Source organism: Levilactobacillus zymae DSM 19395 (assembly GCF_001434115.1).
In the GTDB taxonomy this organism is placed as follows: Bacteria; Bacillota; Bacilli; order Lactobacillales; family Lactobacillaceae; genus Levilactobacillus; species Levilactobacillus zymae.
This window is the reverse complement of record NZ_AZDW01000013.1, coordinates 211072-228139: the sequence shown is the minus strand read 5'-3', so window position 1 is coordinate 228139 and position 17068 is coordinate 211072. Positions and strand designations below refer to the sequence as shown.

Below are 17068 nucleotides of genomic sequence, written 5' to 3'. Positions count from 1 at the left end.
CTCCTTTCCCCTTAGGCCTGGTGCTTAGAATCGGCGCCCGTTAAGAAATCCTGGTCGTCGTCTTCCAAGGTAAACTGGACGTTGTTTTCGATCCACTTGCGCCGCGGTTCGACCTTGTCGCCCATCAACGTGGTGACCCGCCGTTCGGCTAGGGCCGCGTCGTCGATCTGCACGCGAATCAGGGTTCGGTTATCGGGATCCATGGTGGTTTCCCACAGCTGTTCGGCGTCCATTTCTCCCAGCCCCTTGAACCGTTGCAAATGGTAGCCGTGATTGGCGATCTTCTTGGTCTTGGCGACCAGTTCGTCGTTGGTCCAGGCGTAGTCGATCGTGGCGTTCTTCCCCGTCCGTTGGATTCGGTACAGGGGTGGCAGGGCGATGTAGACCCGGCCGGCGTCGATCATCGGGCGCATGTACTTGTAGAAGAAGGTCAGTAACAGGATCTGAATGTGGGCCCCGTCGTCATCGGCATCGGTCATGATGATGATCTTGTCGTAGTTGGCGGCGTCGATGTCAAAATCCGCGCCGACCCCGGCCCCAATGGTGTAGATCATGGTGCTGATTTCTTCGTTCTTCATGATGTCCGGTAGCTTGGCCTTTTCGGTGTTTAGGACCTTCCCCCGCAGTGGCAGGATGGCCTGGAACTTCCGGTTACGGCCCTGCTTGGCCGAGCCCCCGGCGGAATCCCCTTCGACTAAGAACAGTTCGTTCTTGGCCGCGTTCTTGGTCTGCGCGGGGGTCAATTTCCCGGATAATAACCGTTCGTGGCGCTTGTGCTTCTTGCCGTTGCGGCTTTCGTCGCGGGCTTTGCGAGCGGCTTCTCGGGCTTGGCGGGCCTGCGTAGCCTTACGAATCAGCATTTTTCCAAAATCGCCGTTTTCCATTAAGAAATAGGTCAACTGTTCGGCCACGACCCCGTCCACGACGGTCCGGGCTTCCGGCGTGCCCAGCTTTTCCTTGGTCTGCCCCTCAAACTGTAAGAGGTTTTCGGGGATCCGCAGGGAGATGACGGCGGACAAGCCTTCGCGCAAGTCGGAGCCTTCCAAATTCTTATCGCGGTCCTTTAAGATGCCCACCTTGCGGGCGTATTCGTTAAAGGCCTTGGTCCAGCCACTGCGCATCCCCGCTTCGTGGGTCCCACCGTCCTTGGTGCGGACGTTGTTGACGAACGACAACAGGTTTTCCGTGTAGCCGTCGTTATATTGGGCGGCGACTTCGACTTCGATGCCGTCCTTTTTGCCGTCGAAATACAGGATGTCGCCTAACGTATCCTTATCTTCGTTGAGGTAGCTGACAAATTCCTTGATCCCGTCTTCGAAGTGGTAGGCTTCTTCGCGCTCTTGGCCGGCCCGTTCGTCGGTCAGGGTAATTTTGACCCCCTTCAACAGGAAGGCCGATTCGCGCAACCGTTCCGCTAAGGTCCCAAAGTTGTAGACCGTGGTGGTGAAGATCTTGTTATCGGGTTTAAAGGTCAGCGTCGTCCCGTTATGGGCCCGCGTATTGCCTAATTTATTGAGCGTACCCTGGGGATGGCCCCCGTCGACAAACTTTTCTTGGTAGCGCACGCCGTCACGCACGATGGTGACGGTCAAAGCACTCGATAAGGCGTTCACCACGGACGCTCCGACCCCGTGTAGGCCCCCGGAGGTCTTGTAGCCCCCCTGGCCAAATTTGCCCCCCGCATGGAGGACCGTTAAGATGACTTCTGGCGTGGGAATTCCGGAGGCGTGCATCCCCACGGGCATCCCCCGACCATGATCCACGACCGTGATACTGTTATCGGCATGGATAGTCACGTTGATTTCTTTCCCGTAACCGGCCAAGGCTTCATCCACGGCGTTATCGACAATTTCGTAGACCAAATGGTGCAGGCCCCGACTGTCGGTCGAACCGATGTACATACCCGGACGTTTACGAACAGCTTCCAACCCCTCCAAGACTTGAATGGAGGAGTCGTCATATTTTGGTTTTGCTTTCGCCATACGTAAATCTCCCTTTCGTTTCCAAACTCTTTTTTAGCGTACTCCCAGTTTACCGCAATGCGAACGTATGTTCAACAGAAGGGACCAAAGCCCCGCCGGGAGTAGCCATAACCACATTATCATACCACAGCGACCGCTGAACTGCCTAGCAACTCTTAGATTATTGGCGTTCGTGATAAAACATGCTAAAATATAAAACAGCTTAATCGGTGTCGCGCCAATCCGCCCGACACCACGCATAAGAGCGGAGGAATGCACTGTGAAACTCGTGAGCTTACTGGTACTAGCCTATCTGTTGGGCGCAATTCCCAACGGGGTGTGGGTTGGTAAGGCTTTCTTTAAAACTGATATTCGTCAGGCCGGCTCCGGCAACATCGGGACCACCAATACCTACCGGGTGTTGGGGCCCTACGCCGGATCGGCCGTTATGTTTCTCGACATCGCTAAGGGGACCGTTGCGACGCTGTTGCCCACCTGGGGCCACGTCACCACCTTTCTGGGAACGGCGACCCCGTTACTCTTCGGGCTGTTCGCCATTCTGGGCCACACGGTCTCGATCTTTGATCACTTCAAGGGCGGCAAGGCCGTGGCGACCTCGGCGGGGATGCTGCTGGCTTACAACCCGTTGATGTTTGTCATCGCCGCGGGACTATGGGTCGGCCTGATCTATTGGACCAGCATGGTCAGTCTGGCCAGCATGATCGCCTTTACCCTGATCACGCTCATCTCGCTATTTTTCCACGATATTTATTTAACCGGCATCGCGGTGATCTTGACCATCTTTGTCTTCTACCGGCACCGCAGCAACATCCAACGCATCCGGCAGGGCACCGAATCAATGGTTCCCTTCGGTCGCGGCTACAAGCAACGCCAGTCGAAATCCTAAGGTCGTTACGACCAAAAAACGTCACCCCCGCGGGTGGCGTTTTTTGGTTTAAAAGTAAGTGACCTGGTAGCCGGCCGTGAACTGTTGATGTGCGGCCAAGTGATTGATGGCCACCTTGGTGGTCAAATCGCCGGTGGCGTGCACGTCGTCGGCCAGGCCCCACCAGGGTTCCAGACAAACGAACGGGGCCTGCTTCGGGTACGGTGACCAGATGCCCAGGTACGGCGCCTTGACGGTCAGGGCCACGCCGTGTTCGTCGCGCGGTGTCCCCAACATGACCGTGGTCTCGTGGTTGTCGAGACTTAAGACCTGCGCATCGTGGTCGAACAGGTCGTGGTTCAGGACTAACGGTTGCGTCAGGTCTAGCGGCACGGGGTGGCCGGTGTCGCTGTACGGACCGACCAGCGGGACGCGGGAGTAGACCTGCTTGGGCGCTACCGTGATTTGATAGTCCTCGAAACGGTTAAAGACGTCGCCCAGTGGCACGTTAAAGCCGGGATGCGCCCCCAACGAAAACGGTAGCTCGGCGTCGCTGGGGTTGTCGACCGTGAAATTGACTCGTAGCTGGTGGTCGACCAGTTCGTACTTAACGGTCAACGCAAAGTCGAACGGGTACTTCTCTCGCGACTGGTCGTCACTGGCGTAGCGTAGGGTCACGGACGTGGGCGTGCGCGACCAGAGCCGAAATTCGTTGTCACGAGCGAACCCGTGTTGCGTCATGTGGTAGGTCTGGCCGTTGACGCGGTACTGGTTATCCTGCAGCCGACCGACGATTGGGAACAGGATCGGCGCGTGCCGCCCCCAGTAGACGGGGTTGGCCTGCCACATGTATTCGAGGTGGCTGGCGTTATCCTTGACGCTGGTGAGTTCGGCGCCTTGGGGATTGATCAAAACGGTTAAATAGGTATTGCTTAGGGTTAACAAAGTGAGTTCCTCCCAACCATTATGTAGACCAAAACCCCGACCAGACGCGATCGGGGACTTGGCAAAAATGCGGTGTAAACGCGAATTACAGGATATAGCGGGACAGGTCCTTGTTTTGGACGATGTCGCCGATCTTGTCGTTGACGTAGTTTTCGGTGATGGTGACGTCGCCCGTCCCCATGTCCGGTCCTTCGTACAACAGGTCTTCCAGTAATTTTTCGAGGACGGTCTGTAAGCGCCGGGCCCCGATATTTTGGTTCTCGTGGTTCAGTTCAAAGGCCAGTTCGGCGATTCGTTCGATGGCCTCCATGGTGAAGGTCACCTTGACGTTATCCGTCCCAATCAAAGCAATGTATTGCTTGACCAGCGCGTTGTTGGGTTCCGTCAAGATCTTAACGAAGTCTTCCTTGCTGAGGTCGTTGAGTTCCACGCGAATCGGGAAGCGCCCCTGCAGTTCGGCAATCAAATCGCTGGGTTTGGATTCGGCAAAGGCCCCGGCGGCGATGAACAGGATGTGGTCCGTGTCGATCGTGCCGTACTTGGTCTTGACCTGGGTCCCTTCGACGATTGGCAAGATGTCGCGTTGAACCCCTTCACGGGAAACGTCGCCGCTGTTTTGGCTGCTGCCCTTGGCAATCTTATCGATTTCGTCTAAGAAGATAATCCCGGTATTTTCGGCCCGTTGGATGGCGTCGTGGTTGATATCGGCGTTGTTGACCAACTTCTCGGATTCCTCGGCCACCAGGATTTCGCGGGCTTCGGCGACCGTGACCGTGCGCTTGATGCGCTTCTTGGGCATGATGGACCCTAAGGTGTCGTTCAAATCGATGCCCATCTGGCCCAGCATGTTGTTATCGGTGGCGTTGGCCTGTTGCGGGTCGTCCATCTCGATTTCGACCATGTGGTTTTCCAGTAAGCCCTTGTTCAGTTGGTCGGACAACGATAACCGTTCGTTACGGATATCGTCGGTGACCTCTTCGTCCTGCTGGTTAGGCATGGTCGGCGTCTGGCCGTTTTGCATCTGCGAGAACATGTTCATCATGTTGGCGAAGTCGTTATTATTCTTGTTTTCCTTCTTCTTCGCCGGGGCCAATAACTTGACTAACCGCTTGTTCGCGGCTTGAACGGCGTCGGCGCGGACGTTCTTGAATTGGTCCTTTTTTTCCATGGACACGGCCACCTCGACCAGGTCCCGGACCATCGATTCGACGTCGCGACCCACGTAGCCGACCTCGGTGAACTTGCTGGCTTCGACCTTGGTAAACGGTGCGTGGACAATCTTGGCTAACCGCCGGGCGATTTCGGTTTTCCCGACCCCGGTCGGTCCGATCATCAACATGTTCTTGGGTGAAATTTCTTCTTGCATGGCCGGGTCCAGTTGCATCCGCCGGTAACGGTTGCGTAGGGCAATGGCGATGGCTTTTTTCGCGGCGTCCTGACCAATCACGTATTGGTCGAGTAAGCTGACGATTTCTTTGGGTGTTTTATTAATGGCGTCCACAATCAATCCCTCGTTTCTTAGAGTTCTTCTGAAATGACGTTTTCGTTGGTGAAGATGTCGATCCCACCGGCAATGTGAATGGCACTTTCGGCGATTTCCTTAGCCGTCATGTCGGGCGCGTGGTGGTGCAACGCGGTGGCCGCAGCCAGCGCGAAGTTCCCGCCGGATCCAATGGCTAAGATATCGTCGTCGGGGGCGATGACTTCGCCAGACCCGGAGACCAGTAACATCTCGTCCTTATCCATAACGATCAATAAGGCTTCCAGCTTCTGTAAAGCCTGATCCGACCGCCACTGCTTGGCGAGTTCGACCGCGGCGCGTTGGAGGTTCCCGCTGTATTCGTTGAGTTGGCCTTCAAACTTTTCTTCCAGGTTGAAGGCGTCGGCGACACTACCGGCAAACCCAACGACGACCTTGTCGTTATAGATCCGCCGAATCTTGTGGGCGGTACCCTTCATGATGACTTTTTCTCCCATGGTGACTTGTCCGTCACCGGCCATGGCGTTGTGCCCATTATGCCGCACGGCACAAATCGTGGTGGCTTCAAATTTTACTGGCATATGCTCCGTCTCCTTATCTCAATTAACGTGGTTTAGGTTTAGTCGCTTTAGCTTCGGTCGCTCGCGGAAAGAACTGGCGATAGTCGCGCTGTAAATGTTCGCGCGTGACGTGCGTGTAAATCTGGGTGGTCGCCAGACTGCTGTGGCCCAAGAGTTCCTGGACCGACCGCAGATCCGCGCCGCGATTTAACAGGTGCGTGGCAAACGTGTGCCGCAACATGTGGGGATGAATATCGGTGGTCAACGTGCTGCGCTTGATGATCTGGTTGAGCAGGTAGGTGACCCCGGCCGCGGTCAATTGCTGGCCCCGGTGGTTCACGAACACGTAATCGTGATCCTGCTGGTACTGGGTCATCAGCGGGGTGCGGGCGACTTGGAAATACCGTTGTAACGCGTCGCTAGCGTAATGGCCAAACGGCACGTAGCGTTCCTTGTTGCCCTTCCCTTCAACCAGCATCATCCGGTTGTCGAAGTCCACGGCGTTCAGCGTCAAATTAACGCACTCGCTGACCCGCATCCCCGTGCCGTACAGCACCTCGAGGAGCGCGGAATCGCGCGTGGCCAACTGGGCGTTGGGATTTTCACTGGCCGCCGTGAATAACGCGGTCATCTCCCGTTCGTAGAAGAAGCGTGGCAGGTGATCCTGGTGCTTCTTCAGCCGCACGTAAGCGAACGGGTCGTCGGTGACTTCCCCGTTACTCAACAGGAAGTGGTATAACGACCGCAGCGTGGACAGTTTTCGCGCAATGGTGGTCCGCGCGTAGTGCTGGTCGTACAGGTGACTCAGGTAGACCTCAACGTCTAGCTGGTCGATCTGCCCCCAGGGCTTGGTCCCACCGTTAGCCGCGAGAAACTCGCAAAATTCGTGCAAGTCTTCGTGGTAGGCCTTCACGGTTTCGGGCGAATACTGCCGTTCACCGCGCAGGTAGGTCATAAATCTGGTAATCTCGTCTTGCACTGGACATCCCTCCCGCACCTGTAATGCTAGCAAACGATTTCAGAAAACACAACTAACTCGTTAAACCACAAAAAACGCAAACCCGCGGGCTTACGTTTTTGAGGCTTATTTTTGGGGTGCTTCTTCGTAGTCGCCGTTCGGGCAGACGATTTGACTGCCGCCCCGGATCTTCTTTAAGACCAGGTAGTGGCCGTCCTTCGGGCAATCCCGACCCACGGGCTTATCCCATGAGACGAAATCACAATCCGGATAACGCGAACAACCGTAGAAAATTCGGTTTTTCTTGGACTTGCGTTCGATGACTTGCCCCTGGTGACAAACCGGGCAGGTCACGCCGATCTCCTTGACGATGGGCTTGGTATTGCGGCAATCGGGGAAGCGCGAGCAAGCGTAGAACTTCCCGTAACGGCCCATCTTGATGACCATTGGGGCCCCACAAATGTCACAGTCGAAACCAGCCGGTTCATCGCGAATCTGAATCTTCTCGATGGCGTCCTCGGCGTGAGCGACCTCCGTGGAGAACGGCTTGTAGAAGTTATCGACGACCTTGACCCAGTCCTGCTTACCGGCTTCGATGCCGTCCAACTCGTCTTCCAGGTCGGCCGTGAAGCCCACGTTGACGATGTCGGGGAAGTAGTCCTTGATGATCTTATCGACGATTTCCCCTAACTCGGTGGGTTCAAACCGTCGGCCGACGAGCTTCACGTAGTACCGGCGTTGAATGGTGTCCAGCGTTGGGGCGTAGGTCGAAGGCCGCCCCACGCCGTTTTCTTCCAGCGCCTTGATCAGGTTGGCTTCGGAGTAGCGTGCCGGCGGCTGAGTGAAGTGTTGGGCCGGATTGGTCTTGGCCAGGGTGACCTGGTCGCCGATTTCGAGGTCGGGTAACAGGTTATCCTTTTCCTTGCCGTCCTTGTAGATTTTCAAGAACCCTTCGAACTTCATCTTCGACCCGTTGGCCCGGAAGGTCACACCGTTTTGCTCGATGGTCACGGCCATGGTATCCATCACCGCGTTGGTCATCTGACTGGCCACGAAACGGTTCCAAATCAACTGGTATAACCGGAATTGGTCCTTGTTCAGCCGGTCCTTGAGGCTGGCCGGAGTCCGGTAGACCGAGGTCGGCCGGATGGCTTCATGGGCGTCCTGAGCGCCTTCGGGCAGCTTACCCTTGATGGGTTTCGTGGCCGCGTATTCAGCCCCGTACTTTTCGTGGAGGAACGTCGAGGCTTCGTGTTTCGCTAAACTGGAGATCCGGGTGGAGTCGGTCCGCATATAGGTGATGAGCCCCTGCGTGCCCTCCTTACCCAGGTTGATCCCTTCGTAAAGCTGTTGGGCGGCCATCATGGTCTTACGCGTCCGGAAATTCAGCTTCCGGTTGGCGTCCTGTTGCATGGAACTGGTGGTAAACGGTGGTTGCGGGGAACGCTTCCGTTCCTTACGTACCACGTTGGTAACGTCGAAGGCCTGACTCTTGTCGAGTTGACTTAAAATGTCCTGCACGGCGGCGTTATCCTTTAAGCCGTGTTTCTTCCCCTTCAGGCCGTAGAAGCTGGCGCCAAATTGATGACGGGATTTCTTGAAGTCCCCGTCGATGGTCCAGTATTCTTCGGGCTTAAAGGCCTTAATCTCGTTTTCGCGTTCAATGATCAGCGCTAGGGCGATCGATTGGACCCGGCCGGCACTCAGGCCCTTTTTGACCTTCTTCCACAGCAGTGGCGAGATGGAATACCCCACCAACCGGTCGAGAATCCGGCGGGCCTGTTGGGCGTTGACCAGGTCCATGTCGATGGTCCGCGGTGTCTTGAAGGCTTCCTTGACGGCGTCCTTAGTGATTTCGTTAAAGGTGACCCGGTTCTTATCGGTCACGTCTAAGTTTAAGATGTGGGCCAGATGCCAGGCAATCGATTCCCCTTCCCGGTCGGGGTCAGAGGCCAGGTAGACGGCTTTGGCCTTCTTGGCTTCCGAACGTAAGCCCTTGATGACGTCGCCCTTGCCCCGAATGGAGATGTAATGGGGATCGTAGTCGTGATCAAAGTCGATGCCCATGGAACTCTTTGGCAAATCCCGTACGTGGCCCAGACTTGGAACGACCTTATAAGTCCGGCCTAAATACTTTTCAATGGTCTTGGCTTTCGCGGGTGATTCCACGATCACTAATTTCTTTTGCGTTTTTTTTCGTTTATGGGTGCTGGTTTTCGTTTTCGCCTTGGTTGGCAATGCGCATTACTCCCTCAAAAGGTTGGACGAGAACCTCACTGATACCGGGGTTACTCAGCCCAACGCATTTATTTATCCAGCGAGTGACAGGCTCGCGAATCTTTTCACTATAATCCCACACATGATATTTCAAGTCAGGGGCGCTTGTCAACTAAAAGTTCTTCCATTATATGTTCCGAATTAAGGATTGGCTTGGCCCCCGCGAGGATCAATTCGTTGGTCCCCACCGAATTTTTCCCGTCGATGTTTCCCGGTACGGCCAAGACGTTGCGGTTCTCCTGCAACGCAAAATTGGCCGTGATCAACGACCCGGAATGGTGGGCGGCCTCCACCACCAAGACGCTTTGACACAGGCCGGCGATAATCCGGTTGCGTTCGACGAAGTGGTGTTTGGCCCCCTTGGCGTCCCAGGGGTACTCCGAGACCACCAACTGAGTTTGACTGAGCTGATCCATCAACGCACGGTTCTGAGCCGGGTAGCAGCGGCCTAGCCCGGTCCCCACCACCGCAATGGTCGCCCCGCCGTGAGCCAAGGCGACCTGGTGCGCTAAGGTATCGACGCCCTGGGCGAGCCCCGAGATCAGACACACGCCCTGCCGACTCACGGCCGGCAAGAGCTGGCGCATGGCGGTAAAGGCGTAAGTCGTGGGGTGCCGGGACCCCACCACGGCCAGTTGGGGACGGGCGACCAGGTCGAGGCGGCCCTGAAAATACAGGACCACCGGCGGTTCGTAAATTTCTTTTAATAACGCCGGGTACGCGGTATCCGCCAGCGTCACCGCCCGACACTGGGTCAGACTGGTGGTCACCTGCCGCGCTAAGTCGGCACTAAAGACCTGCCGGCGTAACGCCATGGCCCGTTTAGCGGGTAAGTTCACGGCGGCTAGCAAATAGTCGAGCGTTTCGGGCGTGAGGGGCAGTAGCTGGGGATGGTCGACCAACCACCGCCAGCACGCCAACGCGCTATGGCGCCCGACGCCGGTCATCAACGGAAAGCGTAGTAAAAAATCACGGGGTGTTAAGGGCAAGACACCCACCTCCTAAAGTTGGCTTTAGGCGTAACTCCGTGATTAATCGGCCATTATTTTGCGAACCGGCGCAAAACTACGCCGGTGGATCGGGGTGACCCCCAGTTTGCGGAGGCCGGCCAGGTGTTCGGCGGTCCCGTACCCGGCGTTTTGGGCGAACCCGTACCCTGGGTACAACTGATCGTAGCTAATCATCAGGTGGTCGCGGTAGACCTTAGCCACGATGCTGGCCGCCGCCACGCTGGCACTCTTGGCATCACCTTTGATCAAGCGCGTCTGGGGCAACGCCACCGGAATCTGCATGGCGTCGACGATCAGGTGGTCGGGGGCTACCCCTAGGCCCAAGACGGCCCGCTGCATGGCCACCCTGGTCGCCTGGTAGATGTTCAACTGGTCGATCAGTTCTCGGCTGGCCACGCCAATGCTGACGGCCTGAGCCCGGTCCAAAATGATCGGGTAGAGCCGTTCGCGTTCCTTGGCCGTGAGTTGCTTGGAATCGTTGACCAGCGGAACGTCAAAGTCCGGCGGTAGGATCACCGCGCTGGTAATCACCGGCCCGGCGAGCGGCCCGCGGCCCACCTCGTCGATGCCGGCGACCAGTTGTCCGGCCTGCCAAAATTGTCGTTCGTAATGCAGCCGGTGTTGAAAGGCCGCTTCGGCGTCGGCCTGCTTGGCCAACCGCCGTTGAATCTGCTGGTAAAGCTGCTGGGCGCCCTTACGTGGATCGGCCCGTAAGGACGTCAACCGTACATCGGTAGCCGTGGTCACGTCGTGCAGATCCTGACGCAATTGAGCTAGACTGGGCCGCTTGGAGGTGGCTTTAGCATCGGGTGATTCAGGCATCGGCGGCACCGGCTTCGTCTTCTGCGCCGGCTTTAGGCGCCCGGTCCAGCGTAAAGCCGCCGAGTTTCTTGTGCCGGGCGTCTAAAATCAAGCGTTCGCTGGCCCGTTCGTAATCGTCACGCATCCCCAGGTTAGCGGTGATTTTCATCAAGAGGTCTACGTCGCTTAACTCAAGGTCAGGAGCGGTCAGCCGGTAACGTTCCTGTAAGGCGGCGGAGTGATATTGCCGGAAGAACCCTAAGGCAAATAGTGCCACGTCGTCTTTGGCGTACAGCTTTTCCTTGATGGCGCCGGTCAACGCCAGCTTTTGGGCCATGCTTTGGTCCTTGAACTTCGGCCATAAGATACCGGGGGTGTCCAACAGTTCTAGATGATTGCTGGACCGCAACCATTGTTGGCCCTTGGTGACGCCGGGGGTATCGCCGACCTGGGCGGCCTTACGCCGCACGAGGTGGTTTAGTAACGTGGACTTCCCCACGTTGGGCACGCCGACGGTCATGGCACGGACGGGCCGTTCCTTGAGCCCCTTGGCCTTTTCGCTGGCCAGTTTATCGGCCAGGATGCTTAACGCGATCTTGGTGATCTGCTTGGGCGTCACGTTGGCTCGGGAATCGATGGCGATGGCCGGTTGCCCCTGTGAGCGGTAATAGGCCAGCCAGGCCGCGGTCTGTTGCGGGTCGGCGAGGTCCTTCTTAGTTAAAATGATTAAATGCGGTTTATGTTGACTGATCCGGGTAACTTCCGGATTACGGGACGCCGCGGGAATCCGGGCGTCGACCAGTTCAAAGACGATGTCGACCAGGTGGACGTTTTCTTCCATCTGCCGAATCGCCTTGGCCATGTGGCCGGGGAACCATTGGATAACTGACATGAATTGTACTCCTTTGTGATATCAAGGTTTGTTGGGGCCGTTCAGCCACCTTGAGGGTCATGATTTGATTGAATTGACCATCAAGTCGTCATCTAACCCAGACAAGTTGATGGTCAAGGGACTGACCACCGGGCGTTAACGTTGCCCAGTTAGTTAAGATCAGGTCCTTTCAGGCTCACTAGCAAGCCCTATTCTACCATTTTTTGCTGGCAGGTCACTAGTTTTCCCAGTTCCGACCCGCAATCAACAAAAAAGAACCCGCTCATCACGGATCCCTTATCAATTGCGCTACGCCAGGAAATCCTGGTACAACCGCCAAGCGTCGTCAAAGATGGTCATCGACGGCAGATAGTTGGCATTTTCTTCTAAATACTTGGATAGTTCATCAAACTCGGTCTCTTGCTTGGGAAACGCGCTATCTAAGAAGGCGTTGTTGGCAAACGTTGCGACCGGGTCGTAACTCTCCGGATTACGTTGCGTCATCAGAAACTGATAAAACGTTTTGGGCATGGCCTACCTCCTACTGATTGGCCGGGATGCGGGCCTGAAAGACGAACTTCCCCGCCCCCGACAAGTCGATCTGCTTAGCCGCGTACGACAACTTCTTGCCGTTTCCGATCCGCGTCAGGTGTAACGTCATGGTCTTCTTGCCGCTGTCTAGCGCCACCCACTTGGGTAACGGGTAGTTCTTGGCAATGTAGTTCATCACGAAGCTAACGGGCACCGGGAGCGACCCAATCGACAGTTTCTGCGCGGTGAGCTTAACGTCCCCGTTGGCCAGCACCGTGGGTTTGAAGAGCAGCGCGAAGTTCACGTTCGCCCCCAAAACCTTGGTCGACCCCGTTAACATGGCGTGGTCGGTCACCTGGAAGCGGTACTTGAGCGATTGACCGGATAATGACTTATTCACGTAATAGTCGGCCAAAGCGTTGACCTGCTTCTTGTTCAACGTGAGATTGATGTTGGTGGTGGGCCCACTGGTCGTTTGGGCCGTGGCGGCCACCTTGGTCGGCGCGAAGGCTTTCACCCCCACGAAGACGAAGCCGATCACGATCAACGTGATCAGCGTGATCATCCCCGTTTTCCACCAATTTCGTGTGGTGGGCGGTTGGGGATTGGACCGCTTAGGACTTTGTGTCATCTGCTGGAACCTCCCTTACTTCCGTAACCATTGTTGATGGGTTTGCATTTTAGCAAATAATTTCTGGGTCATCAACCGGTAACCCTTCGCGTTCGGATGGAAGTGGTCCGCCGGTGATAGGTAATGGTTGAGTTCCGTGCTATTGTCACTGGCTAAGATTTGCTTCTGAAAGCTAGCCACGGAGAGTTCGCCGTCGTTGGACTTCTGGGCGGCCCGCTTCAAGCGAGCCTGCTGGGTCACGGACCTAAATTGGCCCACCGATAAGTCGCGGTTGATGTCCACCACGTACAAGTGCCGTTGTGAGCGGACGGTCCGTTGGGTCGTGGTGTTCCAATTATCCACCGCATTCGTGATTTGCGTCAGGTTGGCGAAATACACGTAGATGGGGTTGTAGATGGTAAACAGGTAAATGGGGGCTTGCGGGTTGTACCGCCGAATGGTCCCCAATAGACTGGTCAGTTTCTTGGCGTAGGCTTTTTGCGCCTGCGTAAGTTGCTGGTTTAGTTGCGACTGTTGGTTGATGGTCACGTTCTTGGTCAGCGTCTGTAAGAGGTCGTTGCCCCCGACCGTGAGGGTAATGGCCTGGGCCTTTGTGACCTGGTGTTGCATCTTTTCACTGGCCACCAACCGCTTTTCAATCTGATCACTGCGGTCGCCAGCTAACCCATAGTTGTGCAGGACGACCTTGACGTGGTCGGTTTGACGGATCTTGGTAGCGATGCGGCCGGTGTAGCCGCCCTTTTTCTGCTGGTCGCCGACCCCCTCGGTCAACGAATCTCCCAGCGCCACCAGGCGAACCGTTGACCGGCGGTTCGTGGTGACCGGCTGCGTCGTCTTAACGGTCCGCGTGCCGGGATGCCAATAGTTCAGGGCCACAATGGCGACTAAAATGACCAAGATGCCAATCCCCAACCACTTGCCGAAATGTTTCATTTTTTTCACAGGCTAACCCCCTCGATAAAGAAAAAGCGGTGACTAAGGCCACCCCTTTCTCGTGTAACGGATTGTGTCACTTTATTTGGTCGGGTCCGTGTAATACATTAAGGCAAAGGCGCCCGGCCCCCCGTGCGTGGCGATGATTGGCACCGTTTCGCGCACCAGGATATCTTTATCGGGTAAAAATTCATGAATGTGCTGTTGGACGCTGTCCACACTGTCGTAAGCTTCCACTTGGGAGATCCCGATCGACATGATGTCCGGCGTTTGTTTCATCTGGTCGTAGACCTTGCTAAAGTACCGGTCGATGGTCTTCATTCCCCGGCCCTTGGCGCGCACCTTGAGCTGGCCCCCGGTCACCTCCAACACAATCTTAATGTTCAGTAACGAGGTCAGCATCCCGGCGGCCCGCCCTAAGCGGCCTCCCTTTAAGATGTTTTCCAAGGTGACGATACCCATGAACAAATGTGTGTTGTTCCGGACGGCGTCGGCCCGTTGCAAAATGGTGGCCTTGTCGGCACCTTCGGCCGCTAATTTGGCCGCTTCGATCACCTGAAAGGCCAAGGCCTGGTCCGTAAACTGGCTGTCGACCACGGTCACGTCGGTCTTGGACAGGTTGGCGGCTTGCTCGGCCGCGTGAATCGTGCCACTGATGGCTTCCAGCATGGTAAAACAGATTACACTGCTCCCGTCTGCGCCCAACTTATCAAAAGTCTCAACGAACGACCCCAACGGTGGTTGGCTGGTCTTCGGTAAGGTTTTCGACGTTTTCATTTTATCGATAAATTCTTTATTCGTAATCGACTCACGTTCTACGTAGATCGTGTCGTCGATCATCACCGTCAACGGGACGATGGTGATGTGGTAATCTTGGATTTGCTGGTCGGTCAATCCGGCCGATGAATCCGTGACGATTTTAATGTTAGCCATGGAGATCCCACTCTTTCTGACCAAAAATTTGGTTTATGCTACAATATGCATAATGGAACATACAGTAACAGTATAGCAGAATTATCTGCTTTTTTCAGCTGTCGTCCCGTAAATCGCTTAATTTAAAGGAGGAGGTTCGTTGCAACCACCACGAAGTCGTACCTATAACATCGTCAATGAAGTTCTGAACGCCACGACCCACGGCATCGGGGCCGGCCTCAGTATCGCCGGATTAGTGATCCTGTTGCTACAGGCCCACGCCAAGGGCGGCGCGCTACGGATGACCACGTTTGCCATCTACGGGGCCATCATGGTCCTGTTCTACTTAGCCTCCACGCTCTTCCACAGCCTGGTCTTCACCAAGGCCTCCCACGTCTTTCAGATTTTTGACCACTGCGCCATCTACCTGTTGATTGCCGGGACCTACACGCCCTATAGCCTCCTGGTCATCGGGGGCTGGTTAGGCTGGACCATGTTCGGCGTCATCTGGGGAATGGCCGTCTTGGGCATCATCTATAAGGCCATCTGGCTAGGCCAACACCAGATTCTCTCCACCATCATCTACGTGGTGATGGGCTGGATGTGTCTGTTAGGCATCAAGCCCCTGTACGCCGGCTTAGGGCCCGTGGGCTTTGGCCTGCTGTTCGCCGGCGGGGTCGCCTTCACGGCCGGAGCCGTGCTGTATAGTTTCAAAGGAGTCCCCTTCGGCCACGTCATCTGGCACCTGTTCGTGATGCTGGGGACCGGATTGATGTACTTTTCCATTCTGTTATACGCCTAAATAACGTCAAAGGTCGCTCACGTGCTTACGTGGGCGACCTTTTAGCTTAGCGCCGTTCAAACTGTTCGAAAACGTAATCGTAGGGGTTGGCGGCATCCCGCACCCCGACCTGCTCGCCAATTTTCGCAAACTGGGTGTAGTCGATGGCGGGCATCCGGGTATCTCCCGGGAAGTCCGCGTCGATGGTGGTGCGGTATAACCGGTCCACGTCGGGCATGAGACCGTTAAAAAGTTGCGCCCCCCCGACCACATAAAGCTGGTCTTGGGGATGGTCGGCGGCGTATTGCCGCACGGCCGCTAACGAATTCAGGACCGTGACGCCTGCCGGAAATTCGCTGGCCGCCCGGTGGCTGACCACCACGTTGACCCGGTGCGGTAATGGCCGGCCAAACGAGGCAAAGGTCTTGGCCCCGGCGATGACCGTGTGGCCCGTCGTGGTGGTTTTAAAGTAGTGCATGTCGGCCGGTAGGTGCCAAGGCAAGCGCCCCTGATAGCCGATGACGCCGCCGTGACTTTCGGCCCAAAGATAGATCAACATGGTCATTCCTCCTATACGGCGACGGGGGCCTTGATCGCGGGGGCCGGGTCGTACCCGGTTACCTTGATGTCGGCCATGTCGTAATCAAAGATACTGGACTTATCCGGATTCAACCACAATTGCGGCGCGGCTTTCGGCGTCCGGGCCAATTGGGTCTTGACCTGGTCCAGATGGTTTTTATAGATGTGGGCATCCCCCAGGGTGTGGACGAAGTCGCCCACCTCCAGGCCGACTTCCTTCGCAATCAGCGACGTCAACAGGGCGTAACTGGCAATGTTGAACGGCACACCCAGGAAGATATCCCCACTGCGTTGATACAGCTGACAGCTCAGTTTGCCATCGTTGACGTAGAACTGGTACAGCGTGTGACACGGCGGTAACGCCATGGACGGCACGTCGGCGGGGTTCCAAGCCGAGACAATCATCCGGCGGGAATCGGGATGCGTCCGTAAGGTTTGGATCACGTTGGCCAACTGGTCGATGGTCTCACCGTTGTGGCCCTGCCAGGCCCGCCACTGACTACCGTACACCAATCCCAGATCCCCGTAGTGATCCCCGAAGGCTTTATCGGTCAAGATACGGTCGCAAAAGGCCTTTTTCTCGGCCTGATACTGCTGGTTAAACGCGGCATCGACCAGGGAGCGGCGGCCAAAGTCGTGCATGTCGGGGCCGTGATAGTCGGGACTGTCTACGTAGCGCTGAAACGCCCACTCGTCCCAGATGTGGTTATGGTGCTGGAGTAAGAACCGAATGTTGGTGTCTCCCCGTAGGAACCACAGGAGTTCCGATTTGATCAGGCCAAACGGGACCTTCTTGGTGGTCAGTAACGGGAAACCTTCTTGCAGGTTGAAGCGCATCTGATAGCCGAAGAGGCTGACGGTTCCAGTCCCCGTGCGGTCGGTTTTTTCGTGCCCCTGTTCCAAAACGGTACGTTCCAAATTTAAATAAGCATCTTCTAGCATTGCCGTGAGC

17 protein-coding genes are annotated in these 17068 nt (G+C 56.2%); 2 read left to right on the top strand and 15 right to left on the bottom strand.

Annotated elements, in window-relative coordinates; genetic code table 11:
- Positions 1–11: 11 nt before the first annotated feature.
- The gene (gene parE, locus FD38_RS02675; protein WP_057730887.1) at positions 12–1982 is read right to left on the bottom strand and encodes a DNA topoisomerase IV subunit B; all 1971 of its coding nucleotides are present in this window, start codon (positions 1980–1982) and stop codon (positions 12–14) included.
- 259 nt (positions 1983–2241) lie between these two features.
- Here parE and plsY point away from each other — a divergent pair, with 259 nt between their 5' ends.
- The gene (gene plsY / locus FD38_RS02670; protein WP_057730885.1) at positions 2242–2868 is read left to right on the top strand and encodes a glycerol-3-phosphate 1-O-acyltransferase PlsY; all 627 of its coding nucleotides are present in this window, start codon (positions 2242–2244) and stop codon (positions 2866–2868) included.
- A 48-nt stretch (positions 2869–2916) separates the two neighbouring features.
- Here plsY and FD38_RS02665 read toward each other — a convergent pair whose 3' ends face one another.
- The 12 genes from FD38_RS02665 to FD38_RS02610 form a co-directional block, all read right to left on the bottom strand.
- Positions 2917–3792: an aldose 1-epimerase family protein gene (locus FD38_RS02665; protein ID WP_057730884.1), complete on the bottom strand. Its 876-nt coding sequence runs from the start codon at positions 3790–3792 to the stop codon at positions 2917–2919.
- Positions 3793–3877: 85 nt separating this feature from the next.
- Entirely contained in the window at positions 3878–5293 is a 1416-nt protein-coding gene (gene hslU / locus FD38_RS02660; protein WP_057730882.1) for an ATP-dependent protease ATPase subunit HslU, read from the bottom strand.
- Positions 5294–5310: 17 nt separating this feature from the next.
- Complete coding sequence (hslV, locus tag FD38_RS02655; RefSeq protein WP_057730879.1) at positions 5311–5853, bottom strand: HslVU peptidase proteolytic subunit; 543 nt, start codon at positions 5851–5853, stop codon at positions 5311–5313.
- Positions 5854–5875: 22 nt separating this feature from the next.
- Complete coding sequence (xerC, locus tag FD38_RS02650; RefSeq protein WP_147007802.1) at positions 5876–6811, bottom strand: tyrosine recombinase XerC; 936 nt, start codon at positions 6809–6811, stop codon at positions 5876–5878.
- Between the two features lie 105 nt (positions 6812–6916).
- Entirely contained in the window at positions 6917–9028 is a 2112-nt protein-coding gene (gene topA / locus FD38_RS02645; RefSeq protein WP_057730878.1) for a type I DNA topoisomerase, read from the bottom strand.
- A gap of 134 nt (positions 9029–9162) precedes the next feature.
- Positions 9163–10065 carry a DNA-processing protein DprA gene (gene dprA, locus FD38_RS02640; RefSeq protein ID WP_235806466.1) on the bottom strand — a complete coding sequence of 301 codons (903 nt, stop codon included), beginning with the start codon at positions 10063–10065 and terminating at the stop codon, positions 9163–9165.
- 33 nt (positions 10066–10098) lie between these two features.
- Entirely contained in the window at positions 10099–10899 is an 801-nt protein-coding gene (locus FD38_RS02635; protein WP_057731048.1) for a ribonuclease HII, read from the bottom strand.
- A complete protein-coding gene (gene ylqF, locus FD38_RS02630) occupies positions 10892–11770 on the bottom strand; it encodes a ribosome biogenesis GTPase YlqF (protein ID WP_057730875.1) in 879 nt (292 codons plus the stop codon). The genes FD38_RS02635 and ylqF overlap by 8 nt, the downstream gene beginning before the upstream one ends.
- A gap of 288 nt (positions 11771–12058) precedes the next feature.
- Positions 12059–12280, bottom strand: coding sequence for a YozE family protein (locus FD38_RS02625; protein ID WP_057730873.1), 222 nt, complete (start codon positions 12278–12280; stop codon positions 12059–12061).
- Between the two features lie 10 nt (positions 12281–12290).
- Positions 12291–12911, bottom strand: a complete 621-nt coding sequence (locus FD38_RS02620; RefSeq protein WP_057730871.1) for a YpmS family protein — start codon at positions 12909–12911, stop codon at positions 12291–12293.
- 15 nt (positions 12912–12926) lie between these two features.
- The gene (locus tag FD38_RS02615; protein ID WP_057731047.1) at positions 12927–13844 is read right to left on the bottom strand and encodes a GDSL-type esterase/lipase family protein; all 918 of its coding nucleotides are present in this window, start codon (positions 13842–13844) and stop codon (positions 12927–12929) included.
- Positions 13845–13925: 81 nt separating this feature from the next.
- On the bottom strand, positions 13926–14777 hold the full coding sequence (locus FD38_RS02610) for a DegV family protein (RefSeq protein ID WP_057730870.1): 852 nt from the start codon (positions 14775–14777) through the stop codon (positions 13926–13928).
- A gap of 139 nt (positions 14778–14916) precedes the next feature.
- Here FD38_RS02610 and trhA point away from each other — a divergent pair, with 139 nt between their 5' ends.
- Positions 14917–15558, top strand: coding sequence for a PAQR family membrane homeostasis protein TrhA (gene trhA / locus FD38_RS02605; protein ID WP_057730868.1), 642 nt, complete (start codon positions 14917–14919; stop codon positions 15556–15558).
- Between the two features lie 46 nt (positions 15559–15604).
- Here the strand turns inward: trhA and FD38_RS02600 are convergent, their stop codons facing one another.
- On the bottom strand, positions 15605–16096 hold the full coding sequence (locus FD38_RS02600) for a dihydrofolate reductase (protein ID WP_057730867.1): 492 nt from the start codon (positions 16094–16096) through the stop codon (positions 15605–15607).
- A gap of 11 nt (positions 16097–16107) precedes the next feature.
- A complete protein-coding gene (locus FD38_RS02595) occupies positions 16108–17058 on the bottom strand; it encodes a thymidylate synthase (RefSeq protein ID WP_057730865.1) in 951 nt (316 codons plus the stop codon).
- Positions 17059–17068 lie beyond the last annotated feature (10 nt).

Coding starts and splice junctions, on each gene's coding strand:
- hslV (WP_057730879.1), bottom strand. CDS start 5,853: ATGCCAGTAAAATTTGAAGCCACCACGATTTGTGCCGTGCGGCATAAT.
- FD38_RS02610 (WP_057730870.1), bottom strand. CDS start 14,777: ATGGCTAACATTAAAATCGTCACGGATTCATCGGCCGGATTGACCGAC.
- FD38_RS02600 (WP_057730867.1), bottom strand. CDS start 16,096: ATGTTGATCTATCTTTGGGCCGAAAGTCACGGCGGCGTCATCGGCTAT.
- FD38_RS02595 (WP_057730865.1), bottom strand. CDS start 17,058: ATGCTAGAAGATGCTTATTTAAATTTGGAACGTACCGTTTTGGAACAG.
- parE (WP_057730887.1), bottom strand. CDS start 1,982: ATGGCGAAAGCAAAACCAAAATATGACGACTCCTCCATTCAAGTCTTG.
- ylqF (WP_057730875.1), bottom strand. CDS start 11,770: ATGTCAGTTATCCAATGGTTCCCCGGCCACATGGCCAAGGCGATTCGG.
- FD38_RS02620 (WP_057730871.1), bottom strand. CDS start 12,911: ATGACACAAAGTCCTAAGCGGTCCAATCCCCAACCGCCCACCACACGA.
- FD38_RS02615 (WP_057731047.1), bottom strand. CDS start 13,844: ATGAAACATTTCGGCAAGTGGTTGGGGATTGGCATCTTGGTCATTTTA.
- FD38_RS02625 (WP_057730873.1), bottom strand. CDS start 12,280: ATGCCCAAAACGTTTTATCAGTTTCTGATGACGCAACGTAATCCGGAG.
- FD38_RS02635 (WP_057731048.1), bottom strand. CDS start 10,899: ATGCCTGAATCACCCGATGCTAAAGCCACCTCCAAGCGGCCCAGTCTA.